We start from the raw sequence: 24,655 nt of genomic DNA on the forward strand, positions 1-24,655 counted from the left end.
CCCGCATGACGGCCGTCTCAGGTGCCGGTGTCCGCGCTCCTGATCTGGCGGGCGTAGTGCTGAAGGAACAGCTGCAGGATATTCTCCGCCATCAGATTGTAATGCTCGACGTTCCGAGGATCATGGCCGATCCGTCCGATTTCCACCTCGACGATCTCCTTTCCGGCCAGGTGAACGCGCAGCATCACGTCGATATCGGCCGCGTTCGTATCCACCAGTTCATCCAGTTCGATGAGGTCGCGGTTGAACAGGTAAAGGCCGGAGTTGACCGCCCTGACATGGCGAAGCTCGGGAAAAATCTGGCGGATGGCGGGCCGCACCAGCAACCGCGTCATCGGCATGTCGTCATTGGGATCCTGCCATTTGCCTTTGACCAGCCCCACGCCGGGCTCTCGGGCCTCGGCGAGCATCAGCACCAGGTTGGGGTCGAACTCCTCAAGATCGGCGTCCAGCTTCATGACCCAAGGCCATCTCGCTGCGGCATAACCGGTTTTCAACGCGCGGCCCATTCCAAGCTCGGGTTCTTCGACCACCACCGCACCGGCGCTGGCGGCGACCGCGGCGGTGTCGTCCCACGAGGCGGTATCGACAACCACGACCTCGCGCACGCAGGGCAGGTTGATCACGGCGGAAACCACCTTGCCGACCGTTTCGGCCTCGTTCCGGGCGGGGATGACAATCGAGATTCCATCGGGCATCCGAATATCACTCCTGTCCAGATTGCCAAGTCCCGGACTTGTGGCAAAAGCAGGCGCGGTTTACAATATCGCTCACAGGCTGCTGACGATAAACCGATCCGTGTGTCAGCGCGCAGTCGAGGTGAACTTAAAGCGGTGATCATACGCCGCAAACCCCGCAATGATGAGGACGACCCTCGCTCAGCGCGGTCATGATCGGAAGCCAATGCAGGACACACGCGAACTGACCTTTTCCAGCCCCGGCGCGCGGCTGCAATACTCGCTGCTGATGGCGTTGTTCCGGTTGGCAGTGTCACGCGGTCTCTACGGGCGTTTCGCCCGGGGTCTCGGACGGATTTTCAACCGCGACAACCAGGTTTTTCTGCGCATCGACGGAGCGCCGCCCTTCGGAATCTCGCTGGACGACGGTTACTGGACCAGGTTCGCGCTTTGGCACGAAGAGTACGAACCGGAAGTCGCCGCCGTTCTGGGGGCAGCGTCCGGGCAGGCGAAAGTCTTCTGCGATTGCGGCGCCAACAAGGGCTATTGGACGGTGCGCGCCGCCGCACTGTTCGATCGGGTGATCGCGGCGGAGGCTGCGCAAGCGACCTTTGCCGCGCTTGAGGGGAATGCGGGGCGCTTGCCGAACGTCACCTTGCACCAGGTGGCCATCCACTCGGTCTCCGGCAAGCACCTGACCTTCGTGAATGTCGCGAACAGCCACGCCTCGGCACGGCTTTTGAGCGATGGGAAACCCGGCCCGGGCGACAAGACGGAAACCGTGGTGACCCGCCGCATCGACGATCTCGTGCCCAAAGGCGTTCCGGCCCTTATCAAGCTCGACGTGGAAGGGGCCGAGGTCGAGGCTCTCAAAGGGGCCTCACGCGCACTGCAGGAGGGGGCCGTCATCATTTACGAAGACCACGGCAGCGACCCGACCTGTGCTCCCAGCAGCCATCTCCTGAGCATCCCGGAAACCTGTCTCTTCTTTTGCGACGACCGCTTCAGCCAGGTCACATCGCTCGATCAGGTGCGTGCGCTCAAGACGGATCCTTACAAGGGGTACAACCTGCTGGCCGCTCACAGGGACTCTGCTCTGCTGGCCAGGATCTTGGAACGGTTGTGACCCTGGCGGCACGTTTCAGACCAAAACACCCAATGAAGCTAAACGCTCATCCTGGATAGCCGCCGGTAATCCGCTACCGCATCGCGTACGAGCGCGCGGGATCACGCACGCTACGTCGATAATCGGACGGGGACATGTGCATATGCTTGGCAAACACCCGGGCGAGGACCTGGTTTGAAGAATAGCCGACGTCCGGCGCGATCTCGGTAATCGGAATATCCGTATGCTCGAGAAGCTCGCAGGCTTTCTCCAGTCTCAGCCGCGTCAGGTAGGCCAGCGGCGTGACCCCCGTGCTTTGCTTGAACATGCGGGCAAAGTGAAAAGACGATAGCCGCGCTTCGACTGCCAGTTCGTCGACGCACAGGTCGTCCGCAAACCGCGCATGCATCATCTCGATACAACGCCGCTCTGCCCAGGGTGCCAGGCCGCCCTTCTTCGGCGCCAGATCCGTGCCGCCCAGTTGGCAGATCTCGGCCAGGATCTCGCAACCGGCGGCCCGCGCCAACATGCGCGACGGTGCGGCTTCTTCTTCACAAAGCGCCCAGAGGTTCCGAAGCTTCCCTTTCAGGGCCGGCGTCGCGAACGCTCCGCGATAGATACTCAAACTGTCAAACGAAATTTTGCCGTCCGAGGCTTCGTCCAGCATTGTCTGCCAGTGCAACACGGGAAACACGAAGCTGCGGATATGGTGCGTGGTTTCAACGCGGCAGTTGACGGCGAAATTCGGTGCCGCAAAGACGCAGCCGCCGTTTTCCATTGTCACGTCGAAACGTCCCCCACCAAGGCTGGCATTGAGACGGCTGCCGCCGAGCACATCCTGATAGATCACGAGATCCGGTACGGCAGGGGTATCCATTTCCTGACCCGGTTGCGTCGAGCCATACATACTCAGAATGCCGCCCGTGGATTTCATCGAATGGACGTAAGTCGCGCTGGGGCCTTCGCTATACCATTGGGCAAAAGACGCATACTTGGACATGGTTGCCTGATATCTCCGGAATGAACTGGGCGATCTCGCGACCTGCGGTTCTTCATCAGGGGCCCCAGCCTGGATGGAAAACAGCGGGTGCGCTTCCGGTTCCGCAAAATCGGGGGAATACCTCTTTTCCGTCTTCCATGTCGGCCAGCCGGAACGAGGTCGGCGGCAGATTGATAACTTCGGTTTCTTACCTTCGATTAGCAAGCCTGCGACTTCCGTTCGGTGCCGCGCTTGCTGCCATGGTGCCGGTCTTGCGGTTTTTGTCTTTCACGTTCGCAAAGAGCCGGATGTTGCCAGGCCGTTCAGCGCCGTATCGACCAAAAGCCGTGCGGCGTCGCGCCCGAGGCAGACGCGTCTCCACAGGCTTGCGCAGTCTGCGCCCGTGCTCGCCCTTGTGGGGGAAACAAAAATGGCCGCGACACGCGCCGCAATTCTCAACCATTCTGAGCCACGGCTTTCTGGGTTTGGCAAAGAGCGCAAGGATGAAACCAACGCAGCAGCTTTTGCGCCGTACGCCTCACAGCGCTTTGAAGGAATACATTATGCCTGCAAACGCCGCCACCCTTCGCAATGCCGCTGCCACAATTGCCTTGACCGCGCTTTCCGGCGCCGCAAATGCACAGGATTTTTCCACGGTCGCGCCCGCATCCGAGGCATCGCCCCTGGCAGTCCTGCAGACCATCTTGTCGAACCCATCGGACCTGGACTTCGTCAAGCAGTACACAACCGACGATTTCACATATGTTTCATTGAATTACGAGAATCCGGAACTGAAGCAGATCATGCCTTGGGCCGGGACGACGAAGGGTACCGAAGGTCTGGTCCAGACCTTCATCGATGTGAGCCGTTACTGGACGGTCGACGATTTCCAGATTCAGGACAGCTTCGAGAACGAGAACGGTGCCGCGCTTTTCGGCACGTTCACCTATACGTCCAACACGCTGGGCAAGACCGTGACCTCCCCGTTCGCGGTTTTGGCGCGCGGCGAAAACGGCAAACTGTCCTATGTGCAATTCATGGAAGACACCTTCGCCACCGTTCGCAGCTTCCGGGAAAGCGGCGAATACCGCATCAAGGCAAACCCGGACGAATAGGCAACCGCCATGCTGATCCGGCATGTGACCTTGGATGAAGCTTCCCGTCGCGGCGGCATCCTTCAGGGTCTCCACCCGACGTTGAGTTTCGATTGCGGCAGGGTGAACATGATCGCCATACAGACACTTGGTTAAACAATCGGCGTGCGCATGGTCTGCTACAACTGCAATCGTGTGCCCAAATGTTCGGTTAGAATTACTCGCGGTCACCAACGAGCCTTTCGGCTCAGACGCCACCCCAATAAGCTTTTGGGAGCGCAGTCCCGAACCTGAACAGGAGAAAGCCGCTGATTTCATCAAGGGAAAATTTGGTAGCGGAGGAGGCTACGAAACTAATGTTTCACGCTGTTCCAATACACTCCATAATATTCTTTAATTACAGTGCTTATTGAATGCGCTTGTCTCAAGCTGCCCCAGAGAATTTCATTTAACCCCACACTTTTTGATGGTATAAATGATGGTAAACCAATGTGGGGACAGCGATGGGGAAACTAACCACCAAAAAGGTTTCCAGCCTTAAAGATGCGGGTATGTACGGCGACGGAGACGGACTTTACCTGCGCATCGGAGAGTACGGCGGGAAGTCATGGATCCTTCGTACGGTCGTTCAGGGCAAAAGGCGTGACCTGGGTATAGGCTCAGTCAAAACTGTTGGCTTGGCGGAGGCCCGTGACGAGGCGCGCGAGATGCGGAAAATTGCCCGCAAGGGCGGTGACCCAATCGAAGAGCGAAAACGTGTGAGCGTTACATTCGAGGAAGCCGCGCGCAAGGTACACTCCGAGCTTAGAAAATCATGGCGCAGCGAGGACCATGCAATCAGGTGGATTTCGTCACTTGATCGATACGTCTTCCCCGAATTTGGATCCAAGCCAATCCATCAACTCGACAGTTCGCATGTTCTCAAAGTCCTCTCGCCGATATGGACGGAAAAGAACGAGACAGCTTCCAAGGTGAAGCAACGCATCGCGACCGTGTTTGACTGGGCGAAAAGTGCAATGCTGTATCCGAATGAGAACCCCGTTAATGGCGTGACGAGGGCGCTGCCGACCGTAAAGAATCGACCTCAGCACATGGCAGCGCTGCCTTGGTCTGAAACACCTGACTTTATGCGTGAACTTAGAAAGCGTGAGGGCACTTCCGCACGTTGCCTAGAGTTCATCATCCTGACCGCTGCCCGCTCTGGTGAAGCCAGGGGAGCACGCTGGTCCGAAATCAGCGGTGGCGTTTGGACTGTACCCGCCGAAAGAATGAAGACTGGCGAGAAGCACCGTGTTCCGCTTTCGCCTGCGGCCCTTGCGACCTTGGAGAAGGTAAAGGGACTGGATGACGAGTTGGTATTTCCCAGTCCTTATCGTGGTCCGAACGGAAATCGGCCTCTTTCCGGCACCGTGTTTGCCGCACTGTACAAACGAATGAAACTGAAGGGCCTGACCACCCATGGGTTTCGGTCCACGTTTCGAGATTGGTGCCGGGAAAACCAAATCGCCGACAGGGAAATTGCTGAAATTGCGTTGTCTCACAAGGTCGGTGATGCGGTCGAGCGTGCCTATGCTAGGTCTGACCTTTTCCTTCTACGTCTGCAATTGATGAACCGTTGGGCTGACCACGCAAGCGGCAAGAACATAAGTAAATCGGTGGATTATGCTTAATTTTCCGGAATTTTAACTGGGCTTAAACCGTGATCGTGCAGATTGGTGTCATAAGAAAGAAGGAAGTCTTTTAATGACCGACAAGATACTGAGATGCCGAGAAGTTCAGCAAGCCATTGGGCTTAGCAGATCCACGATATACCGGATGATCGAGCGCGGTGATTTCCCGCGACCCCAAAAGCTTGGCCTACGCGCCATTGGTTGGCGGCAAAGTGCAATCAGCGACTGGATGGAGGCTAGATAGAATAGAAATGCAGATTACGTCCCAAATGAAAGCATTCAGGCCTGGTGTGGCTCGCATCATCGAAATCCATTTGCCGCGTACTGTAGAACCGTGGCACGGCAGCACTGTTAGTTGCGGTTACGCAGACATCATTCTCAATACCCTGAAGTCGCCAGAGGCGCAGTTCGGCTATGGGTCCAAGGTGCAAACGGAAGCCCTTCGACGTCTTTCTAAGGCCGCAACTGAATACGAAAGAGCAATCTCTGCTTTGCCGGAAGGGCTAAAAGAGAAGCTATATTGGGCAGCTGGACCTCGGACATTAGAGCCTTATGCACTGCTATATGATGTCACCCTCCTGACTAAGGAAATCAAAAGCGGATGTAAGGCTCTAATGCAGGTACAAGAGCAGCTGCCGACGGCGAAAGCTAATCGTGACTGGAAGATGGCAGCAATAGCTGGCGCTTGCCGAGAGGTTTGGGCCACTGAGGAATGGCGCGTGAACTCCCAAACTTACGGACCAGAACCTGTGAGAAATGCTCTAACCCAGGAATTCTATAGCGCCGATAATCAGACACTGTTGGAGCGATACAACTATCATATCCAGAACTTTGCTCCAAAAAGTGAGAGACAGTCACCTGGTCCTATGGGCCGTATGCTTGAGGACCTTCTATCAACGATAGGGGGATATGACGAAGGAAAGTCGCCTTCCGCTCAGAGCGCCCTTCGTTCGTGGAAATCTGCTGTCGACAGTTCTGCTGAACCAAATCAATAAATGTATACGCATAGACATTCCACGGAAACATATTGCGTTTCTGTCGGGCGCTAGCAGTATCGTCCGCTTCTACCTTCGACCATGCCGCCCCATGGTGAAGCGTGGCAAGGCCGAAGGGGTTAGCTTCACAAAGACAAGCAGGTGAAGCAATGACGTATCTTAATCTCAACCAACTGTCACAAAAGCTTGGCGGTCGCTCCCGCAGCTCCCTGTATAGAGACGTAGAAGCTGGCCGCATTCCTGAACCGATCCGCTTGGGCGGTCGTCCGTACTGGATCGAAAGCCAAGTTGACGACGCTCTGACCAAGCAATTGCAGGATGCTGCTTAAACGAAACCCCCACCCAAAGGTTCGGGCAGGGGCGGTATTCGTTTATGCAGCAACAGAAACGTACCGCATTCCGCCCGTTCCTTCAACCCAGAAGGAAACGAGCATGAGTAGAAAAACAGAAGCAACGCCGCCCGAAAACACCCAGTGGATCATTTCGAGGCTTGATCTACCGCGCCGTCGAGGCGGGGCGCACTACGAGGTGCAACACGCGGACGGCAAGCGTGAAACCATCACCTTGAGCAATCGCAAACGGCAGGTTCTGGATGCGCTGATACGCAACCCGATTTACTGCGCCAGTCCGGTTCGCCTGTCCGATATTGTTCTGCTTCTGCGGAATGAAAACGGGATCAACATCGAAACCGAGTTCTTCCAGGAGAATGACGGAATCGAGAACACGCGCTTTGGCATCTACGTCCTTGTGGATCGGGTGCGTTACCTCGGCGAGGTCAGCACGGTCGCCAGTCCCGCTGCGGAAAGCGAGGCTGCATGACCGAGTGTTCGCGAAAACCCGAGGACGACCTGAGGGGGTACGTGGAGGTCCGCGAAGGTTGGGGCGAGGAAATCGCCCCATACCGCTACCTGACGGTCTACTACGTCTATGACTGGTCACGCCACCGGGACAGCGCGGCAATCGTAGGTAGCTTCGACACGCGCCCCAAAGCCATCGCGTTCGCAAAAGAGTGGGCCGAAGCCCATGAACGGGATCTGGCGACGGCAGAGGTTATCCCTCTTCGTCGGGAAAGCGGGGCTGCATGATGAATTCCACCGCAGCCGTAATCGAAATGCAGGGCTACGCCGAGGGGGTGGTAGCAAGGGAGTATTGCACTGGGTTCGGTCAAAGCGACACCCACGCCGAAATCCTGAGCGATGGGCGGCGAAACCCGCACAAGTCTGCCGGGCAGGCCTACGGCTCAGTAACTGGCAAGGAAATCGTGCGCATGGTCGAGGACCCTTCCAACGTGGTGAAGGACCGCGCGCAGTGGTTTATCCCGTCCAACTACTGCCAGACGGATGCACGTTCTCATGAGGCACAGCGGGACCGAGGCTGCTTCTGGTGGCTGACGCTCGACATTGACGAGAACAACCTCGACCTGACCGACGTCGTATCGGCCATCAAGGGTGTTGTGGGCAACGCCCGCAGGGTGGTCTACAGCAGCAAATCCGCGACACCTGAAAACAAGAAATGGCGGGCGCTACTGCCTTTGTTAGAGCCTATATCCGGGAAGGATTTCCCGGATACGCAACGCGCTTTCTTCGACCTCCTGGAAGAAGCAAGTGACGGCTCGTTGATCCCGGATCGGGGTTTGGAACGTCCCGGACAACTCGTCTACCTGCCGAACCGTGGTGAGCATTACCAGTTCGACATTTGCAGGGAAGCAAGGATTTCACTGGATGCCGAGCACCCGATCATTCAGCGCCGCGAGGCAAACCGCAGGGCGTTGGCAGAAGCCGAGGCGGAAGCTCAGGCCGAGAGGGACCGTATAGCCGCTCAAAGAGGCGTACAGGCTTCGGGAGGTGATGTTAGCCCCGTTGACCACTTCAACGGCGCTCACACGGTTGAGCAGCTTCTTGGACACTATGGCTACAAGCACCTCCCAAGCACCGACGACTGGCAAAGCCCGATGCAGTCGAGTGGGAGCCATGCAACCCGGTGCTACGGGGACTACTGGGTCAGTCTCTCAGGCAGCGATGCAGCGGCAGATATCGGGCGCGGCACGCAGAGCGGTTACAGAACAGGCGATGCCTTTGATCTATTCGTTCATTTCGAGCATGACGGAGACTTTACCGAAGCCGTGCGCGCCTACGCGAAGAGTGAAAACCTTGGTCGCGCCCCCGGTGCCCCTACCGGATGGGATTTCGGCAGTAACCTGGCCAACACACCGCAGCCAGAAGGTGGTGCCGAAACAGGCGACTTTGACCTTAGCCACGACGCGCTTGCGACCGACCTTGGCAGCCAGGATTTCGACCAGAACGGCAGATACGTCGCCATATGGAGCAAGTGGCTGTTCTGGAGTGGTTCGCGATGGGAGGCCGACGACAAGTTGGGCCACCTCACCCGCACGCGCGCCTTTCTTCGGGATCGTGCCAGTGACCTTGTAGAGGCCTCAGAGCACAAGGCTGCAAAGCTCGACCAGGACAAGGGCGAAGGTGAAGGCGACAAGCTACGCCGCTGGGCAAAAGAGCAGGCCCGCGCCCTTCGCAGTAAAGTCACTGTTGCGGCGGTAGAGAGCCTTGCAAGGTCCAATCCGGCAAGTGTGGCGGGGGCGGAAGACTTCGACGGCGACAGGATGCTTCTGGGCACTCCTGGCGGTACGGTTGACCTGCGCACCGGCCAGATTCGCGATGCACTGCGCATGGACAACATCACCAAACTGACGGCATGCGCTCCTGCTCCAACAGGCGAGCAGCCCGAACTATGGCTTCGCTTTCTTAATGACGTGTTCGCAGGCGACCAGGAGGTTATCTCCTTCATGCAGCGCGCGGCTGGATACGCCCTGACCGGCCAAACGACCGAGCATAAGCTGCTGTTCCTTTATGGCACGGGCCGGAACGGCAAGTCGGTCTTCCTGAACACGCTGTTCGACCTCTGGGGCGATTATGCGCGCAGAGCGGCGGCTGAAACCTTCCTCAACAGCGCGGTCGAAAAGCACTCCACGGGACTTGCAGGGCTTCAAGGCGCGCGCTTGGTGGCGGGGTCGGAGCTGCCTGTAGGAAAGACCTGGGACGAGTCGGTCATCAAAGACCTGACCGGCGGCGACCGGATGACAGCACGCTTCATGCGCGGCGACTTCTTCGACTTTGATCCCCAACTGACCCTGATGATTGCAGGAAACAACCAGCCATCGTTCCGGGGGTCGATGAAGCAATCCGGGCACGCGTGGTCCTGGTTCCGTTCACAGTCACTATCCCCGCAGAAAAGCGGGATCCTGACCTTGCCGACAAGCTTCGGGTAGAAGGTCCGAAGATCCTTCGCTGGGCCATCGACGGTGCTGTTGAATGGCAGAAGCGCGGTCTGGATGTACCAGCCAGCGTGGCAGCTGCCTCGACCGAATACATGGATGACGAGGACACGCTGGGACAATTCCTGTCCGACGAAACCGTCTCAACGCCTGACGGCTTCGTCACGACCGGCGAACTGCACCAGCGGTTCAGCTTTTGGTGCGAACGCCAGGGGCTGCACCCCTGGACGCAGAACACCATGCGTAAGGAGTTGAAATCGCGCGGCTTTCAGCACTCGCGCCGCAAATACGGACGTGGGTTCGAGGGGGTGAAACTTGCTTAGGGTGACGGAGGTGACGGTTTGGCCCTTATCCACCGTATACGCGCGTGCGCGCACACACATACGCGCGCGCATACGGTCGATATGTAGCGAAGTGTCACCCCCGTCACCCTGCCCGTCTGCCGCCCCCACGGTGGCAAGAAAGGGGTGCGTGATGACACGTAAAAACGACCGTAACAGCGGGGCGAATACGGAAGGTCGCAACCCCGACGGCACCTTTGCTCCCGGCAATCCCGGAAAGCAGCGAGGCGCGCGCCACAAGGCAACGCGCGCGGTCGAGGATCTTCTGGACGGGCAAGCGGAAGGTCTGACTCAGAAAGCTGTGGATCTGGCCCTGGACGGCGACACCACGGCCCTGCGCCTCTGCATGGAGCGCATAGCGCCCGCGAGGAAGGACACGCCGGTCAATTTCAACCTCCCGGCCATGAAATCCGCGCAGGACGCCTCACAGGCCGCTCAGGCGGTTCTGCAGGCAGTCTCCGAGGGTCAGCTAACCCCGCTGGAAGGCGCAAGCGTCATGGCGCTCGTGGAGGGCTATCGGAAAGCCCTGGAAACCACGGAACTGGAACAACGCATCGCAGCATTGGAGGCAACGAAATGACCGGGATCAGAAACAGATTGGAACGACTGGAGCGGCAAGCGGGCTCGGGCCTCGTGGTTGTGCTTCTCAACGAGGAAACGACCCTTGGATCACCCGACTGCGCATCCGTCGTCGTCGGTGGACGCACGTGGCAGCAAGAGTTTGGGGAGACCGATGCCGATTTCGTCGCACGCGTCCAGTCCGCAAACCGCAACCTGGTCGTGCTCGAAGCTGACGCAATCAACCTGTGACCAGCCGGAAAGAACGAAGGGATACAGCATGAACCTGAGACACCGCATCAAAGCGCTGGAAACGCAAATCAGCCGACAGCCTCCGCCGGAGGGTGAAGGCAAACGGCGGCTAGCCGAATACCTAGACCGCATCGCTGAGCGGCAGGAACCGCCCGATGACCCCGAACGAGAACGTGCGTCCGAATTTCTCAAAAACGAATGGCCCGCAATCTTGGAGCGCATCCGTAGGAAAGCTGGAGGCAAGCATGTCGATTAAGAGAAGAATCGAAAAGCTTGAGGGCGCGAACGGCACTGGCTTCGAGATGCCGATATTCCTGGTGTCTTTCGTCGCTACGCAGGACGAAGACGCGGAATGCTCTTTGGCGCTCACGTCCGGCATGAAGTTCAAACGAACAGACAGCGAAACCGAGGGCGAATTCCTCATGCGGGTCTACGCGTCTCGTTGCGCGGACAAACCCATCGAACACCAGACAGACGATGAACTGGAAATCCTCGTTGCATCACAAGACGAGGAAGCAGCGCTTTCCCTGAGAAAGACAGGGAGCATTCCCGACGATGTTCTGAACACCGTCATCAACCGGCTGAAGGAAACAGCCTCACAGGAAAGAAATCAGGAGCAGTAAAATGAATATGGACGCCCGAATTATTCTAGGCGGTCAAAGCCCGGATCTGGTCAATACCCTCGCGCGGTCTACACAGGCGGCAGCACTGACCAACCAAAACCAGCGCAGGAACGCCTTGGCTGACGTCTACCGGACCCAAGGCCCTGCCATCATGCAAGGTGATCAGAACGCGCTGAACGCACTGTCACAGGTGGATCCGATGGCCGCAATGGATGTGCAGAGCAACCGTCTGGGCATGGAGCGGACCCGCCAGAGCATGCAGATTGATCGTGAGAAAATGGCGATGCTGCGTGACGAAGCGAAGCGCCAGGCCCGACTTGATGCGGCCAACCTCTCAGCAGAGCAGCGCAAGGCGACGGCTGACAAGCTCTCGGGTATCCTTCGTGGTGCGGCTGCGATGTACCAAGCGGGTGACCGCGATACCTACAACGCGTGGGTGCAGCACAACGGGCTCGACCCGAACCAATACCCGTTCGAGCAATTCCCGGCGCACCTCGCGCAGGCCACTGGCACCATCGAGGCGCTGACAGAGGTTCAGGAGTATGCCCAGGGACCGCAAGACCCCGCAGCCATGCAGACCCTTCGCATTCGAGCAGGCGAAGCCGGTCTTGAACCGGGCACGCCGGAATACCAGGAATTCATGCGCACGGGTGGACGCCCCGCAGAGTTCACAGAATTCGAAGGCGACGGTTTCAGTTATCGAACCGGCGTAGGTTCGCCCCCGGCGGGCAATGATCAACCGATCCCAACGACTGATGTTGAAACGCCGGATGAAGAGGCGGTCGGAAATGAAGCGTTCGGCTTGGAAGGAATCCTGAAGGGCGTTGCAAATATCGTGACTGACGTTGCGACCGGCACAGAAGCGTTCCCGGAGGCGGCGCGTCAATCCCGACTGTTTGCGGACCTCGAAACTGACCTGCTCGCGAAAATCTCGCAAAGCTTCGACCGCCAACCTGCGCAGCGATACATGGAAATCATCCGGGACACGCTTCCCCGCGCCGGAAACCTTACGCAAGGTCCGGCAGGTGCGCGAAACCGCATGAACGAATTACGGCAGCGGTTCATGGACGACCTTGCAACCCTGGAGCAGCAGGAAAAGGTTATCAGCCCGCAGAATCGCCGTGAAATCAGCGAAATCAGGAGCAAGGCCCTCGCTTTGCAGCAGGTCATTCGTCGGATTGATCGGGGCATTGCCAGCCTCGATGAACCCGGCACTGGCGGCGAAATCTCGCAGGAAGACCGCGAGTACCTCGAAAGCCTTGGACTGGAGGTCGACTGATGGCCACTTATGAAACCCTCATTACCAAATCTAAAGAGCTGAACGCTGCGGGCAGAAAGGACGACGCGCGCCGCGTGGCTGAAATCGCGCTAAAGATGCGGAAGGGTCAGCCGCAGGATCAATCCGACCCGATGGCGTTCGTGAACAAGGGCATTGCCCGCACGGTCGGCGGGGCTGTGGATCTGCTCAATCCCTTCGATGAGCCGCACGCGCTCAATCCATTTGACGAAGGTACAGGATCGGCTGCGCAGGGCCTGGAGAACGTCATGGAGGCGGGCGGTATTCGTGTCGCAGACCGTGACCCGCAGAACCTCATTGAGAGCTTTGCGCTTGGCACCGGGGACGCCGCAGGCTCCCTTCCCTCTGTTGCACTCGGGTTGAGAATGCTCAGCCAGGCGGGTGGTGCAGTCGGCCAGTATGCCGATGATGCCTTGCGCTCCATTTCCTCTAAGCTTGGTGTCGGCGCGGAAATGACGGCAGGCGGCGTGTCACGCGTGGCCGAGGATGCGGCGGAAAGGGCCGGTGCCCCGGAGTGGGTGCAGAACACGGCGGCTGTAGCGGCTCCTGTGGCGGCTGCGGGCACGTTGGCGGGCCTCGGGCGCGCAGCGGGCTACACGGCCTCCAGGACGCCCATGGGGGCTCTTGCGGGGCGTGTGAAGGCGGAGATGGCCCCTTACACCAAGAGCGGCGCAACGGAAGTGGCGCGGGAGCGCGTTCAGACCCTTGCAGGTGGACCGGAGCGCGCAGATGAGTTGGGCCGAGGCATCAACCCGGATGATGAGTTTGGTTTGACGCCCGCGCAGCAGACCGGCGACCCGAACCTGTTGGCGCTGGAAGACCTGGCCGCACGGCAAAGCGTTGATGTTCGCGAACGCGTTGCGGAACAAGGGCGGCGCACGCAGCAAGTCGGCAGGGAACAGGTCGATGCTCTTGGGGGCGACGTCGAGGACGCACAGCGTTTCTTTGCGAGGCAGCGCCAGGACTTCAAAAAGCGAATTGAAGGACAGGTAAACGACGCCCTCTCACAAGCGGACACGCGACTTTCCGAATTGCGGTCCCGCCAACTGGAAGGCGACATTAGCGATGACGTGGTTCGCGCCGTTGATAATGCGTTCAGCACCGCAAAGCTGGAAGAAGCGGACCTTTGGGCCGAGGTTGATTTTTCGGAAATGGTGCCGACGACAAACGCAAAGGCAACTGCGCAAAGCATCATTGAAGATACGCCATTTGCACTGCGCGGCATCATTCCCCGCGAAGCCAGAGACATCCTGGAGGCCGATCAGGTTTTCGGGGATCTGGCTTCGGTCAAGGAAATGCACGGCGCGTATTCGGCGCTACGCCAAAAGGCGCGGGAATTGCGTGCGCAACCGGAGCCGAACAGGCGGCAAATCGCGCTGACGGACAGGCTGGCGGATTCACTGCTGGAAGATATGGGCGCGTTTGACGGCTCGACGGCGGCAGGTGCGGCTATAAATCGGGCGCGTGCCTATTCTGCGGAAATGCACGAGGTTTTCGACCAAGGCGCGGTTGGTCGGATTACGCAGCAAAAACGGTCTGGCGAAGCTGCCGTTGAACCGGAGGCCGCGTTGCGTTCAACGGTTGGGCGTGGCGGCCCGCAGGGCGCAAAGGACGCAGAACGGCTTTCGCGGGCAGGTGGCGACCGGGCGGATTACGGCATTGAAGAATTCGTAAAAAGCCGGTTTGGCGAGAAAGCCTTTACCGCGAGGGGCGAATTTACAAGCGCGGGTGCGCGTGGTTTCATGCGGAAGAACGAGGAACTGCTGCGCCGTTACCCGGAGTTGCGGACTGAATTGCTTGAAGCGGTAGGCCAGCGGGAAACGGCAGAAAGCCTCTCGGCACGCATGTCGCGACGCATTGCCGACATTGAGAATGCAAAGAGGAGCACTACCCAAAGGTTCCTTGGGGAACAGCCGGAAAAAGCCATAGGGGCATTGTTCAATGCGCAGAACCCGACGCGGGCAGCGCGTCTCACAGCCAACGCGGCCCGCAAAGACAAGACTGGGGCGGCTACTCGCGGCCTTAAGGGTGCTGTTGCTAAGTACCTGATTTCCAGCGCCAGCAAGAATGTGCAGGGCGAGAGTGTGTTCTCCGGCAATGCCCTTGCGGCAGAAATTGAAAAGCCTGAAATCAAGCGGGTCGTCAATCAGATCCTGACGGAGAATGAGCGGGCGCGACTGCGCACGATTGCCCGTGCTCTTTCCAGGGCAGAGAACGCCCAGGCCAATGCCTCCAACGTTGGCGAGAGCCTTTCAGGTGCACAGGCAAACCAGATGCTTTCCACAATCGCGCGCATCATTGCGGCACGACAGGGGGCACAGCTTGGCGGTGGCTCTGGCGGATCGATTCAGACTGCACAGATGGCGTCCAGTCGAACGCGGGACATGCTGAACCGCCTCGCATCTGACAAAGCTTCGCAGCTTATCTCAGATGCCATCACGGATCCCGATTTGATGAAGGCCCTGCTGCGTGGGCGCGGCACGGCGAAGGCGCAGGATGACTTCGTGCCGTACCTCCTGCCCTATGTTATCGGCGGCGCGGCTACAGTTGCGGCAGATATGGAGGAAAGCAGATGACCGGATTTGCCAAGCGTGTTGCCCGATTGGAGGGCAACCGCACGTCCAGGAAAGGCTGGATCCTCGCGGATGCCCCCGCGAATTGGCCGGAAGAAAGATGCCTTAAGCGAGCCTTCGAGTTGCTGCAGGGTGACCTCGATCAGGCTGATGTGACTGTAGATTTCCGCAGGCAGGACGGTCCTTCTGACGTGTCCATCGTGTACGCCACAGACGACCTGTGCAAGACGCTGAAAAGCGTGACTGAGCAGCGAAGGCGTATTGGCAACAGTACCACGCAATTCTCGTGAAAACGCAAGAGATTGGGTGCACAAAGCCACTGTGTACTCGCTTTGCGCATCATCTTGTTGCCATAGGATCAACGCCTTCCATCGCTGATGGACGCAGGGCAGAGCACCTAGTGTGACATTACCCAAATTGAGCGGAAGAGCCCGGTTGAAGAAGATTTCAGCCTACTTGGCGAGCAAATGAACGTTGGGTTGGACTGGTGCTATTTACCTTTGTAGAGAAAGCCTCAGTTACTCCCAAAGCCTCGGCGGAGAACCCATGCCAGATTATGGTCTCGAAAATCCTGCACAAGAGTGGACGGAGTTCCGCGAACGCCATGATGGCGCATTACGGCAATTGTTCATGCTGTCGCTCGATCCAGACATTGGTATGGACGAAAAAGTCTCGAGCCTTCTTCGGTTAGGCTGCTACGCCTTAAACCTGCCTCTTGGCATCGTTAGTCTTATCGATGGAAACATCTACAAAGTACGCCATGTGACCGGGCCCGAATGGGCTCCGGAGCCAGGCGCGACGTTCGATTTAACGGAAACTTACTGCACGCATACGTTGGTCGCTGACGATGTAAGCTATTTCCATCATGCCGGTGAGTCCGAGATTGCGAACCATCCTTGCTACCTGAATTTTGGCCTAGAAAGCTACATTGGTGTCCCCCTACAAATAGGAACTGAACGTGTCGGAACTCTGAACTTCTCAGGTCCGGATGAGCGGAAGCCATTTCGGGCGATGGAAGCCGAGTTGGTGCGACTATTCGGGCGCTGGCTCGGTCAAGAATGGCTTAAGTCGGAACGCGCACGCGAAATTGCGGAGAAGACAATGCTTCTCAATGCCATTGTCGAGGCGGTTCCAGACGCAATCATTACCGCGAACGATGAGCGCAGGATCCAGATGATAAATTCGTCTGGCGAGAAGCTATTTGGCTTAGACCGAGACAAGCTTGTGGGGCAAAGCACATCGGTTCTTTATCCCAGCGTCGATGAATACGAACGCCAAGGTGAACGGGTCTACGACACGGCGATGCAAAAGTCCGTAAACCGTTTCGAAATGAATCTTCGCAAGAAAGATGGATCAATATTTGCTGGCGAAGTCTTCATGGCTCCTCTTAAAGGCGACGCTGATGCAAAGCTTGGCGTGGTAGGTGTTGTACGAGACATCAGTGAGGAAACAGCACTTCGTAAGGCCAAGGACGAACTCATAGCGACTGTATCGCATGAACTTCGTACGCCGATTACTTCGATAAATGGCGCTGTGAAACTCCTGTTGATGGAACGCGAAAACCTTTCTGAGAAGATGCGACCGGCGCTGGACGCAGCTACGCGAAACGTGGATCGGCTTGTGCACCTTGTCGAGAACATCCTGGATTTAGAGAAACTACAGTCTAATGAGTTCGACATCGATCAAATGAATGTCGATTTGTCAGCACTTGTCGAGCGTGCAGTCGAGGATATTCGACCGTATGCCGAACAGCATGGTGTACATGTGAAAGCACTTACCGACAAAACAGATGCACGGCCAGTCGCCGGAGACGAAACCCGTCTGCTTCAGGTTCTGACAAACCTGCTCTCGAACGCGGTGAAAGCTTCATCTCCTGGCGATAACGTTGAGGCGGGAAATACACCTGACGGATATGGTTTCTGGGTTCGTGATCATGGAAACGGCATTCCGAAATCCCTTCAGCAAAGTTTGTTCGAACGCTTTACTCGCGCTCCGGAAAGCTACATGGCCACACAGCGGGGCACCGGTCTCGGCATGAGTATTGTTAAGGCGATTGTTGATCATCACGGTGGAAAAATCGAGTTCGACACAGCAGAAGGCGAAGGAACGACATTCACCGTTTCCCTGTCCGCTGAGCCAAATGATGACGAAAAATAGGCCCTGGCTTCATCCGTCAGCCCATACTTCGCAACGTAATCCGCAAGGATCCGCTCTACTTCTTTTAGTCGTTCTTTGGTCATCTGTAGCTCTCTTGGCAGGGAGTATCGCACCGGAATGTTAACAAACCGTTACCCCAAGGCAGATGGCCGAACACCTCGCCAAACGAAATGAACTGTGGGAAGCGAGACAACAAAGTGGGACAACTTGCCCCAGTATTGCCGGCCCCGGCCAACCCAAAAGGTTCGCGGCTGAAACTTCCGAAACAACAGGCGTAGATAAGCGCACAGTGAACCGCGCCGTATCTCGCGCCGATGAGATATCCGCCGAAAATTATAAATCTGCTGGTAAGACAGGTACACCCATGTTTGGCTAATGCAACCCAAGGAGGGTTCAATGCCAGATGATCAATCAAAGCTAGACAGGCTACGTCTGCGGCGGACCGAACTCGCCGAATTCGGCTCTTGCGCGTTTTCTTCCATTGATCTCGACGACATTCTTCTCGAAGCGTGCAAAGCTGCACTCAAGGCTCTGGAACACAAAGAAGCGAAAATTAAAGTCCTTGAGCACCGGCCAGACATGAACGACTTTCTCGTGCGGTCTGGTGTTAATTGGCCAGAAGGCGTCGTCGGGCAGGAAACAATCGGGGCGGACCTCGACTCGCCCGCAGGTTATGCGCTCGTGAGCGAAGGCCCGGTGGTATCTCGCGACCTTTCAAAAGAGACGCGTTTCCGCACTCCTTCATTGTTAAAGCGGACCGGTGTTCAATGTATGGTCAACGTGATCATCGCGGGCCGCGACGCGCCTTTCGGCGTTTTCGAAGCTGACGGTCTTTCGCCAAACATGTTCGATGAAGAGGACGTAGACTTCCTGCGCAGCCTCGCAAACCTTATCGCGGCGGCTATCGAAAGAATGCGTCTTCGCGAAGCGCGAGAGCGATACGCGCGGGAACAGCGTATCCTCGTTGAAGAACTGGGGCACAGGGCAAAAAACCTATTCGCACTTGTCCAGGCTGTCGCGAACCAGGTTGGGACGGACGGTGTGACCGCCGAAGATTTCAAACAAACCTTCATCGGACGGCTGGGTGCATTGATGAAGGCAGAAAACTTGATGTTTGAAGCTGACTACAGTGACGTCAAACTTTCGGACGTAGTTGAAGTCTTGCTGCTTCCCTACCAAGCCGATTCCGAAGAACGCGTCTCTGTCGATGGCCCCCCGGTATTCCTTCCCTCTCGCTCCGCACGGATGTTGGGCCTGGCATTGCACGAATTGGCCACCAATGCGTCGAAACATGGAGCGCTTAGCAAGCCTGGCGGGACGGTAGAGGTCCGCTGGAAGGTTGACGACGAGCAAGGCCACATAACGTTTTCATGGGCAGAGCGCGACGGTCCGCCGGTGAAGAAATCCGAGCGGAAAGGGTTCGGTTCACGGTTACTTGAACAGATTTGCCCTACCGAACTGGGCGGACGAGCGGAACTCAACTCAAACATCAAGGGTTTGGAATACACGTTAACCTTCTCCACCCACGAATGAAGGCGTAAACGCTTATGCCCGTTCACAAAGTCATCATTGTCGAAGACGACGTGATCATAGCATTCGGGTATGTACACGCGCTCGAAAATCAGGGCTATGAGATTCTAGGGACGGCAGGAAGCAATGCACAGGCTCTTAATCTTCTCCACGAATGCAACCCGGATGTAGCTTTGCTGGACGTGAACCTGAACGGTGAGGAATCGGAGCCTGTGGCATCAGCGTTGGCGAAGGAAGGTGTGCCATTTCTCGTGCTGACAGCCACGCCGAGCGCTTCAATCTCTGGATCCAATCTGCGCTCAGCGCCGATGCTTGCTAAACCGGTGTCCGACGCCAGCTTACTTCAGGCCCTCCGAAAAATCAGGCACGCCTAGAGTCCAGCCGCGCGGTGTCACGCGCCCCGCCACTGGCGTGTTCCTGGACCGCTTGAAGGACATGGCAGAGTGTGACCAAGCCGAGTTTTCACAGCGACATTCCGACAGATTGGACAGCCTGTTAACAAGCCGCCGTGACCTGGGGACTAGCCACGGCGGCTCTACGCAAAGCCGACAACTCGGGTTTCGGCAATGGGTAGGTGATAATCAGAAGCCAACAACGTTCAGAACGTCTGAGGAATCTGGAGTATGAAACGTTCCGTCAGGGTTGGGCGAGACGGGGGTTCCGTTGCCCAAAACGTAGCGCTGCTCGCTTCCGTTTGACTGTTTAAAAACGGTAAGAAGCGATCCGTTTCCAGATTCACACTCCAAGATTTGAAGGTTCGTCCATTCGGTCGACATGTTGCATTCCTAACATGATGAGTTGCTACTGCCCTCGTACCTTCATTTGCTCACAGCATTCATGATTCTCCGTTCTATCTCAAGGGTCGGTTCTCGCGGTAGTTGTATGCAGCCAAAATTTGCTTACCCTGACCGCTGGCCCTTTAAGGAATACCTGAGGACAGTCCCTGGTGACCTAAGGCATTAACGGCAACGCTTGGGCCGATGCCGTTTTGAGTCCAGCAAAGGCCAGTGCTCATCAGCCCTTCTCGAACAACTTTCGAGCAGACTTTCTATTTTGGGCCATGACCCGACGGTTATGAACTGAAATTTCATGCTCGCTCATCTCACAAGAACGCTTCACTTGCTTTTTCAATTGCTTCGCAAACCGTTCTGCATCGTCGTCAGTCTCTAGCTGCTGGGTAGGTTTCTTAAACCTGGCGCATTGAGGCTTGTCTTTTTCCATTCTGGGAATGTTAGCCCATCACAACAGACTTAAAAGGGCCAGAGTTGGAGGTGCTCGCGTTAAGCATCAATCCGCCGCGCCGTTTCGGAGCAACATTTGTGGATGCAGATCCCAGTTTAAAGAGCCAGATTGCGCTTAAATGAGCAACCGAGACGCGCCCGGTCGCAGTGATAAGGAGACACAGGCGAGACTGATGGGTTGCAATCCTTACCTATAGATTTTCTCTGAAGCGGTGCGTTAGCCACTCTACGTTGGTAGCTGGTTACGTTCGGTGGCATGGTAAGGCTGCAGTTTTGTTTGAATTTTTTTGGCCCCTCTCCCCATTACTCCTCAATTCAATAACGATTTGCGTTGAATTTGGTAACGGAAATGTTGAGCGGGAATTTTCAACAAATCTGTTACCGCTCCACGTAATTTCCATACTAGCACTCAGCTTCGAGCGCCTGTCACATGGAGCCAAGCCTACTACTAGGCCGCTGACAGCGGACAGCCCCGGTCAGCGTGATACGCTGTGCCTATCGTCCCAGAAGTTTTTGAGGTCTTCTGCGTAACGTCGGCTTTCGTTTTCGGCGCTTTGGTGCGCGGCTGACAGGGCGTTCATTGCGCTGTCGCCACTTTTCCAAACCAAGCGTATGACATCGCCAGCAGACACTTTGACAGACATCGGCCTGCCGTCATTGAAATAGAGGCCTAGGCTGTGAATGGCTATATTCACCTTGTCGGCCAAAGCTTCTGCATCCGGTTGCCATCCGCCCTCAACAATGCATACAAAAGTGCCGTTCCCGGCATGAGATATCAAATGTGGATGTTCACTCAGACACATTGTGATGGCCTCGGCAACATCAGCCACGAGACATTCGTATTCGTAGCGCGAGGTTTGTTGGAACAGGTCTTCGATGTCGCGAATGCTGAACGCAAACACAGCTGAACCGAACAGCTTCTTGCGTGCCATTAGGGAAATGTAATTCTCAAGCGCCAGATAGTCGATCATCCCGTTAACATTGCGCACGTGGAACGGTTCATGCAGTGCCAGTGGCGCGTCGATTTCGCTCGCACCTGTGTTACTCAAATCTGGCTGTTGGTTTTGCTTCTTTCGACTGACGACAATCTCTTCCATCAGTTTGATCCGCCCGCGCACATCATCGATTTCGAATGGTTTGGTGATGTAGTCAGTGGCCCCAGCCGAAAAAGCCCGGTCGATGTAAGACTTGTCCGACATTGCCGTCAGCATCAGGACTGGCGTGTTTTTGTGATCATGCCGACTGCGCAGGATCTTGCAAAGCTCAATACCATCTGTTCCGGGCATCTGAATATCCACCAGGAAGCAGTCAACTGGCTCGGCGTCGGGCTGCGCCAACAAGTCAAGTGCATCAACTGCACATTCTGCAGTGGATATCGTGTGTTCTCCACTGAACTGAACCAACAGCTCGATGAGCTGAAGGATTGCCGGTTCGTCATCTACAACAAGAAGGTGCATTTTTTTCCTCCCACAACTAGATACTCTTTGTACAGCGCGCGGTCAGATGCACTTCGTGCTTCCTACCTACTCTGACAACTAGAAGGAGAACTGGGCGATATTGTGACGACGAGTGGGAAAGAAAGCAGCAAAAACTTCTGCCTGGCCCTTATTCAGGCGTGACATGCGATTGAAACAAAATTCGAAGACTTACGTTACAGTTCGTTTTCCGAAACGGGTTGTTTCGCAGAAACCCCCGAACGGCCAATTTAGGTCACTTTCGCGCCACATTTAGCGCACGGACAAAACGCAAAGATGGCTATCAGTAACGAGTGTTTACAACTGATTTCCATGACGAAAGCGGCGACCGTGTGTGATTTGCGGTTGCCGCATTTTTCATTTTCTGGAGACTGTTTATGCCAAAACAATGGCTGAAGCAGCTCTAGTCTATCGCTTTCAAAGCCACGCCTGGGCCTGCGGCTACCTGGCCGTTATCGAGAAACTGAACTGTCTGGCAATCGATTGCAGGATTCGCCCTATCCGCAGGGGAAGGCTTCGGAGTATGCAGTCCAGATCAAGGTCCGGGCACTGGTGTGGCGAGTTTCAGGGTTATTTGTGAGGTACTTTATCACGACGTCCATCAGTTGTTCGTTTGAAGCCTCAGACGGAACGCAGCTGCCTGTAATGACCCCGACTGCATCATTTACAGCATCTGTGCCCAATCGAGGGTTGGCCTGCATTACAGCCAGAGTGCCGCCCCAAGGAGCGCCCTCCGAATACCCGATGATGTAGCCAAGGCAAAACCCGGCCATGACCTGGTTATCGCTCGTACAGGTATCAAGCAATTGGTTGCCAGTAATCTGCTGCGCGCTGGAACTCGTCGCTATTGCCGTCAGGCAACAAGCCATAGAGGCGAACCTAAACCACTTCATGGTTTATCCTTCTTCAATCTCACACCTACGCCTCCTCCGTTCTCTGGAATGAACTCCACCCCGGCAGCTTCTAGAGCTTCTCGGATAGCATCGGCGGTTTCAGTTCGACCGCCAATAGGCCCGGTAGAAGCTTCGAGCCTTTTGATCGTTGGAATGGACACTCCTGACTTTTCAGCAAGGTCATTTTGGGACCATTTCAGTAACGCTCGTGCAGCTTTCACCTGCTCAATTGATACTTTTAGTATTGACACGCGCCCGCCCCTATGGTGATACTTTTGGTATCATATCACGAGTGGAGGTTTCCGCAATGAAAGACTGCCCTGAAAACATAGACACCGCTGGCAAACGCATCGCTTGGTTCTGCGAGCATTTTGATGTTTCGCCCCCGACACTGGAGCACGACGACGATGAACCCGACGCGATCCTGCTCACTGACGAGCTTATGACGTGGATCAGAGTACAAGGCGCATCCATGGATTGGGTGTTCTGTGGCGGCGTTGCAGGGATGGCATCGGTGTTTCGTGAGAAGCACAAAATGGATCCTGAAACCGCTCACTTCTTTGACTTGCTCCGGAAGCTCGATCCGCAAGAGCGGGAGGTCATCGTTGGCGCACTCAAGGACAACGCAAGCGGCAAGGTTGATTTGTCCGAAGCAATGGAGAACGCGCAGAAGCGAATAGACGACCTGCGTGAGATGCAAGTGACTACGGGAAAAGGAAGCTCAGCATGAACGCGCAACGTGAAGCCTTCGAAGAAACCGACGGTCTGCTGCACCAGACCACCAGTCTCTTGGACACGCTATATGATCTGGCGATGGACAGTGACACGCTCGGCAATTCTGAACCTGAAGCGGTGCGGCTAATGACCCTGCTGGAAATTGCGCGTGAGAAAGCACAGGAGGCGCTGCAGGCGCACCACAAGCGGGGATGGGACTAGGTTCGGCGAACGGATCAGAAACAGCAGAAATTACTTCCAACCAGGAAATCAGGAGGGAACACAAATGAATGACTTGAGCCTGCCCAAAGACGCCACGCTTTCCGACTGTGAGCATTACTCGATCATGCTGTGTGGCGTAATGGAGGGCGTGAACCACCTCGACAGTGAGGGACACAGCAACGCCCGTGTGGCGGTCGCTGAGGTTGCGGAAGCGATGATGAACGAACTCAGCATGGCCCTTCAGACACTTTCAAGCGAAAGCCGAAATAGGATCCAGGGTGTAGAAGGAGGTGAGCACTGAAAATCGCCCTTTTCCTTGTCGTCGGAGGCAGCCTGCAATCGTGGGCTGCCTTTCCCCATTAAGGCTATTTCAAAAATGACATTTCAGTACGACATTAACCGCCAGTGGTCTGACCAGTTCATACCGCAGATCAAGAGCATCGTTGGCAGTCACCTGTTGCAGGCGGCTCCCGATATGCTCGACATGACACAAGCAACGGATCTTGTGATGCTCGATGCACGTGACATGCGGATTGCGGCACGGGTACGCAGGCCGGGATATGCTGACCGCTACCCCTATCAGTTCACCATCCGCTCACGGCTTCCCTCTGGCGCAGAAACGGAGCTTTCCAAGATAGTGAACGGCAAGGGCGACTGGCTGTTCTACGGCCACGCCAACGCCTCCCAGACGGCTGTAGAGCGCTGGTATCTGATCGACCTCAACGCCTTCCGTGCGGCTCTGATACGGCAAGGTGCCGAGGGACTGGCTTGGGGTAACAAGTGCAACCCAGACGGAACGCGGTTCACCTGGTTTGATGTGCGCAGCTTTCCGGCCGATCCGCCGTTGGTGGTGGCTAGGTCAAGCTGACGTGTGATTTATTCCAGTCGAACTGGCGCACTGACTGGTCGACAACGCGATAAGTACGCCGGTTAGCCGTAGCTGGAAAGGGTACTGGCTACGGACCTCATA

Annotated in this window: 27 protein-coding genes; 22 read left to right on the plus strand and 5 right to left on the minus strand. The window is 56.5% G+C overall.

Annotated elements, in window-relative coordinates; genetic code table 11:
• Positions 1 to 17: 17 nt before the first annotated feature.
• Positions 18 to 698 carry a glycosyltransferase gene (locus ACSQ76_RS19005; protein WP_437157789.1) on the minus strand — a complete coding sequence of 227 codons (681 nt, stop codon included), beginning with the start codon at positions 696 to 698 and terminating at the stop codon, positions 18 to 20.
• A 205-nt stretch (positions 699 to 903) separates the two neighbouring features.
• On the opposite strand from ACSQ76_RS19005, the gene ACSQ76_RS19010 reads away from it, so the two are divergent.
• The gene (locus ACSQ76_RS19010) at positions 904 to 1,803 is read left to right on the plus strand and encodes an FkbM family methyltransferase (RefSeq protein WP_437157790.1); all 900 of its coding nucleotides are present in this window, start codon (positions 904 to 906) and stop codon (positions 1,801 to 1,803) included.
• 73 nt (positions 1,804 to 1,876) lie between these two features.
• On the opposite strand, the gene ACSQ76_RS19015 is transcribed toward ACSQ76_RS19010, so the two are convergent.
• Positions 1,877 to 2,782, minus strand: a complete 906-nt coding sequence (locus ACSQ76_RS19015) for a helix-turn-helix domain-containing protein (protein WP_437157791.1) — start codon at positions 2,780 to 2,782, stop codon at positions 1,877 to 1,879.
• Positions 2,783 to 3,264: 482 nt separating this feature from the next.
• Between ACSQ76_RS19015 and ACSQ76_RS19020 the strand changes: the two genes are divergently transcribed.
• From ACSQ76_RS19020 to ACSQ76_RS19100, 17 genes are all read left to right on the plus strand, one after another.
• The gene (locus tag ACSQ76_RS19020) at positions 3,265 to 3,876 is read left to right on the plus strand and encodes a nuclear transport factor 2 family protein (protein WP_437157792.1); all 612 of its coding nucleotides are present in this window, start codon (positions 3,265 to 3,267) and stop codon (positions 3,874 to 3,876) included.
• Between the two features lie 482 nt (positions 3,877 to 4,358).
• On the plus strand, positions 4,359 to 5,525 hold the full coding sequence (locus ACSQ76_RS19025) for a tyrosine-type recombinase/integrase (RefSeq protein ID WP_437157793.1): 1,167 nt from the start codon (positions 4,359 to 4,361) through the stop codon (positions 5,523 to 5,525).
• A gap of 73 nt (positions 5,526 to 5,598) precedes the next feature.
• Positions 5,599 to 5,769 (plus strand): helix-turn-helix transcriptional regulator, encoded by a 171-nt coding sequence (locus ACSQ76_RS19030; protein WP_437157794.1) that lies wholly within the window; start codon positions 5,599 to 5,601, stop codon positions 5,767 to 5,769.
• A 7-nt stretch (positions 5,770 to 5,776) separates the two neighbouring features.
• Positions 5,777 to 6,520 (plus strand): hypothetical protein, encoded by a 744-nt coding sequence (locus tag ACSQ76_RS19035; RefSeq protein WP_437157795.1) that lies wholly within the window; start codon positions 5,777 to 5,779, stop codon positions 6,518 to 6,520.
• A gap of 318 nt (positions 6,521 to 6,838) precedes the next feature.
• Positions 6,839 to 7,339: a hypothetical protein gene (locus ACSQ76_RS19040; protein WP_437157796.1), complete on the plus strand. Its 501-nt coding sequence runs from the start codon at positions 6,839 to 6,841 to the stop codon at positions 7,337 to 7,339.
• The gene (locus tag ACSQ76_RS19045) at positions 7,336 to 7,605 is read left to right on the plus strand and encodes a hypothetical protein (protein WP_437157797.1); all 270 of its coding nucleotides are present in this window, start codon (positions 7,336 to 7,338) and stop codon (positions 7,603 to 7,605) included. Before ACSQ76_RS19040 ends, ACSQ76_RS19045 begins: the two co-directional genes overlap by 4 nt.
• Positions 7,602 to 9,803, plus strand: a complete 2,202-nt coding sequence (locus ACSQ76_RS19050) for a phage/plasmid primase, P4 family (protein WP_437157798.1) — start codon at positions 7,602 to 7,604, stop codon at positions 9,801 to 9,803. The genes ACSQ76_RS19045 and ACSQ76_RS19050 overlap by 4 nt, the downstream gene beginning before the upstream one ends.
• A 77-nt stretch (positions 9,804 to 9,880) precedes the next feature.
• Positions 9,881 to 10,132, plus strand: coding sequence for a primase-like DNA-binding domain-containing protein (locus ACSQ76_RS19055; protein ID WP_437157799.1), 252 nt, complete (start codon positions 9,881 to 9,883; stop codon positions 10,130 to 10,132).
• Positions 10,133 to 10,283: 151 nt separating this feature from the next.
• Positions 10,284 to 10,730: a hypothetical protein gene (locus ACSQ76_RS19060; RefSeq protein WP_437157800.1), complete on the plus strand. Its 447-nt coding sequence runs from the start codon at positions 10,284 to 10,286 to the stop codon at positions 10,728 to 10,730.
• Positions 10,727 to 10,960, plus strand: coding sequence for a hypothetical protein (locus ACSQ76_RS19065; RefSeq protein WP_437157801.1), 234 nt, complete (start codon positions 10,727 to 10,729; stop codon positions 10,958 to 10,960). The genes ACSQ76_RS19060 and ACSQ76_RS19065 overlap by 4 nt, the downstream gene beginning before the upstream one ends.
• A gap of 155 nt (positions 10,961 to 11,115) precedes the next feature.
• Positions 11,116 to 11,583 carry a hypothetical protein gene (locus ACSQ76_RS19070; protein ID WP_437154953.1) on the plus strand — a complete coding sequence of 156 codons (468 nt, stop codon included), beginning with the start codon at positions 11,116 to 11,118 and terminating at the stop codon, positions 11,581 to 11,583.
• A gap of 1 nt (position 11,584) precedes the next feature.
• Positions 11,585 to 12,862 carry a hypothetical protein gene (locus tag ACSQ76_RS19075; RefSeq protein ID WP_437157802.1) on the plus strand — a complete coding sequence of 426 codons (1,278 nt, stop codon included), beginning with the start codon at positions 11,585 to 11,587 and terminating at the stop codon, positions 12,860 to 12,862.
• Positions 12,862 to 15,456, plus strand: coding sequence for a hypothetical protein (locus tag ACSQ76_RS19080; protein ID WP_437157803.1), 2,595 nt, complete (start codon positions 12,862 to 12,864; stop codon positions 15,454 to 15,456). Before ACSQ76_RS19075 ends, ACSQ76_RS19080 begins: the two co-directional genes overlap by 1 nt.
• A complete protein-coding gene (locus ACSQ76_RS19085; protein WP_437157804.1) occupies positions 15,453 to 15,743 on the plus strand; it encodes a hypothetical protein in 291 nt (96 codons plus the stop codon). Before ACSQ76_RS19080 ends, ACSQ76_RS19085 begins: the two co-directional genes overlap by 4 nt.
• Before the next feature lie 256 nt (positions 15,744 to 15,999).
• Complete coding sequence (locus tag ACSQ76_RS19090) at positions 16,000 to 17,610, plus strand: ATP-binding protein (protein ID WP_437157805.1); 1,611 nt, start codon at positions 16,000 to 16,002, stop codon at positions 17,608 to 17,610.
• Positions 17,611 to 18,006: 396 nt separating this feature from the next.
• Positions 18,007 to 19,143, plus strand: coding sequence for a sensor histidine kinase (locus ACSQ76_RS19095; protein WP_437157806.1), 1,137 nt, complete (start codon positions 18,007 to 18,009; stop codon positions 19,141 to 19,143).
• A 14-nt stretch (positions 19,144 to 19,157) separates the two neighbouring features.
• On the plus strand, positions 19,158 to 19,514 hold the full coding sequence (locus ACSQ76_RS19100) for a response regulator (protein ID WP_437157807.1): 357 nt from the start codon (positions 19,158 to 19,160) through the stop codon (positions 19,512 to 19,514).
• A gap of 1,343 nt (positions 19,515 to 20,857) precedes the next feature.
• Here the strand turns inward: ACSQ76_RS19100 and ACSQ76_RS19105 are convergent.
• The 3 genes from ACSQ76_RS19105 to ACSQ76_RS19115 all read right to left on the minus strand — a co-directional run bounded on the left by ACSQ76_RS19105 (position 20,858) and on the right by ACSQ76_RS19115 (position 23,000).
• A complete protein-coding gene (locus tag ACSQ76_RS19105; RefSeq protein ID WP_437157808.1) occupies positions 20,858 to 21,838 on the minus strand; it encodes a response regulator transcription factor in 981 nt (326 codons plus the stop codon).
• 515 nt (positions 21,839 to 22,353) lie between these two features.
• Positions 22,354 to 22,749 carry a Rap1a/Tai family immunity protein gene (locus ACSQ76_RS19110; RefSeq protein ID WP_371931276.1) on the minus strand — a complete coding sequence of 132 codons (396 nt, stop codon included), beginning with the start codon at positions 22,747 to 22,749 and terminating at the stop codon, positions 22,354 to 22,356.
• Positions 22,746 to 23,000: a helix-turn-helix domain-containing protein gene (locus tag ACSQ76_RS19115; RefSeq protein WP_306127324.1), complete on the minus strand. Its 255-nt coding sequence runs from the start codon at positions 22,998 to 23,000 to the stop codon at positions 22,746 to 22,748. The genes ACSQ76_RS19110 and ACSQ76_RS19115 overlap by 4 nt, the downstream gene beginning before the upstream one ends.
• On the opposite strand from ACSQ76_RS19115, the gene ACSQ76_RS19120 reads away from it, so the two are divergent.
• The 4 genes from ACSQ76_RS19120 (at position 22,898) to ACSQ76_RS19135 (ending at position 24,553) form a co-directional block, all read left to right on the plus strand.
• Positions 22,898 to 23,479, plus strand: a complete 582-nt coding sequence (locus tag ACSQ76_RS19120) for a hypothetical protein (RefSeq protein WP_437158260.1) — start codon at positions 22,898 to 22,900, stop codon at positions 23,477 to 23,479. The genes ACSQ76_RS19115 and ACSQ76_RS19120 overlap by 103 nt on opposite strands.
• Positions 23,476 to 23,685 (plus strand): hypothetical protein, encoded by a 210-nt coding sequence (locus ACSQ76_RS19125; RefSeq protein WP_437157809.1) that lies wholly within the window; start codon positions 23,476 to 23,478, stop codon positions 23,683 to 23,685. Before ACSQ76_RS19120 ends, ACSQ76_RS19125 begins: the two co-directional genes overlap by 4 nt.
• A gap of 64 nt (positions 23,686 to 23,749) precedes the next feature.
• On the plus strand, positions 23,750 to 23,986 hold the full coding sequence (locus tag ACSQ76_RS19130) for a hypothetical protein (protein ID WP_437157810.1): 237 nt from the start codon (positions 23,750 to 23,752) through the stop codon (positions 23,984 to 23,986).
• Positions 23,987 to 24,061: 75 nt separating this feature from the next.
• Positions 24,062 to 24,553 (plus strand): hypothetical protein, encoded by a 492-nt coding sequence (locus ACSQ76_RS19135; protein WP_437157811.1) that lies wholly within the window; start codon positions 24,062 to 24,064, stop codon positions 24,551 to 24,553.
• Positions 24,554 to 24,655 lie beyond the last annotated feature (102 nt).

Source organism: Roseovarius sp. B08, assembly GCF_051417955.1.
Taxonomy (GTDB): domain Bacteria; phylum Pseudomonadota; class Alphaproteobacteria; order Rhodobacterales; family Rhodobacteraceae; genus Roseovarius.

Excerpts from the sequence above, each read along its gene's own strand:
- ACSQ76_RS19005 (WP_437157789.1), bottom strand. The coding sequence starts at position 698 with ATGCCCGATGGAATCTCGATTGTCATCCCCGCCCGGAACGAGGCCGAA.
- ACSQ76_RS19010 (WP_437157790.1), top strand. The coding sequence starts at position 904 with ATGCAGGACACACGCGAACTGACCTTTTCCAGCCCCGGCGCGCGGCTG.
- ACSQ76_RS19015 (WP_437157791.1), bottom strand. The coding sequence starts at position 2,782 with ATGTCCAAGTATGCGTCTTTTGCCCAATGGTATAGCGAAGGCCCCAGC.
- ACSQ76_RS19020 (WP_437157792.1), top strand. The coding sequence starts at position 3,265 with ATGAAACCAACGCAGCAGCTTTTGCGCCGTACGCCTCACAGCGCTTTG.
- ACSQ76_RS19025 (WP_437157793.1), top strand. The coding sequence starts at position 4,359 with ATGGGGAAACTAACCACCAAAAAGGTTTCCAGCCTTAAAGATGCGGGT.
- ACSQ76_RS19030 (WP_437157794.1), top strand. The coding sequence starts at position 5,599 with ATGACCGACAAGATACTGAGATGCCGAGAAGTTCAGCAAGCCATTGGG.
- ACSQ76_RS19035 (WP_437157795.1), top strand. The coding sequence starts at position 5,777 with ATGCAGATTACGTCCCAAATGAAAGCATTCAGGCCTGGTGTGGCTCGC.
- ACSQ76_RS19040 (WP_437157796.1), top strand. The coding sequence starts at position 6,839 with ATGCTGCTTAAACGAAACCCCCACCCAAAGGTTCGGGCAGGGGCGGTA.
- ACSQ76_RS19045 (WP_437157797.1), top strand. The coding sequence starts at position 7,336 with ATGACCGAGTGTTCGCGAAAACCCGAGGACGACCTGAGGGGGTACGTG.
- ACSQ76_RS19050 (WP_437157798.1), top strand. The coding sequence starts at position 7,602 with ATGATGAATTCCACCGCAGCCGTAATCGAAATGCAGGGCTACGCCGAG.
- ACSQ76_RS19060 (WP_437157800.1), top strand. The coding sequence starts at position 10,284 with ATGACACGTAAAAACGACCGTAACAGCGGGGCGAATACGGAAGGTCGC.
- ACSQ76_RS19065 (WP_437157801.1), top strand. The coding sequence starts at position 10,727 with ATGACCGGGATCAGAAACAGATTGGAACGACTGGAGCGGCAAGCGGGC.
- ACSQ76_RS19070 (WP_437154953.1), top strand. The coding sequence starts at position 11,116 with ATGACCCCGAACGAGAACGTGCGTCCGAATTTCTCAAAAACGAATGGC.
- ACSQ76_RS19075 (WP_437157802.1), top strand. The coding sequence starts at position 11,585 with ATGAATATGGACGCCCGAATTATTCTAGGCGGTCAAAGCCCGGATCTG.
- ACSQ76_RS19080 (WP_437157803.1), top strand. The coding sequence starts at position 12,862 with ATGGCCACTTATGAAACCCTCATTACCAAATCTAAAGAGCTGAACGCT.
- ACSQ76_RS19085 (WP_437157804.1), top strand. The coding sequence starts at position 15,453 with ATGACCGGATTTGCCAAGCGTGTTGCCCGATTGGAGGGCAACCGCACG.
- ACSQ76_RS19090 (WP_437157805.1), top strand. The coding sequence starts at position 16,000 with ATGCCAGATTATGGTCTCGAAAATCCTGCACAAGAGTGGACGGAGTTC.
- ACSQ76_RS19095 (WP_437157806.1), top strand. The coding sequence starts at position 18,007 with ATGCCAGATGATCAATCAAAGCTAGACAGGCTACGTCTGCGGCGGACC.
- ACSQ76_RS19100 (WP_437157807.1), top strand. The coding sequence starts at position 19,158 with ATGCCCGTTCACAAAGTCATCATTGTCGAAGACGACGTGATCATAGCA.
- ACSQ76_RS19105 (WP_437157808.1), bottom strand. The coding sequence starts at position 21,838 with ATGCACCTTCTTGTTGTAGATGACGAACCGGCAATCCTTCAGCTCATC.
- ACSQ76_RS19110 (WP_371931276.1), bottom strand. The coding sequence starts at position 22,749 with ATGAAGTGGTTTAGGTTCGCCTCTATGGCTTGTTGCCTGACGGCAATA.
- ACSQ76_RS19125 (WP_437157809.1), top strand. The coding sequence starts at position 23,476 with ATGAACGCGCAACGTGAAGCCTTCGAAGAAACCGACGGTCTGCTGCAC.
- ACSQ76_RS19130 (WP_437157810.1), top strand. The coding sequence starts at position 23,750 with ATGAATGACTTGAGCCTGCCCAAAGACGCCACGCTTTCCGACTGTGAG.
- ACSQ76_RS19135 (WP_437157811.1), top strand. The coding sequence starts at position 24,062 with ATGACATTTCAGTACGACATTAACCGCCAGTGGTCTGACCAGTTCATA.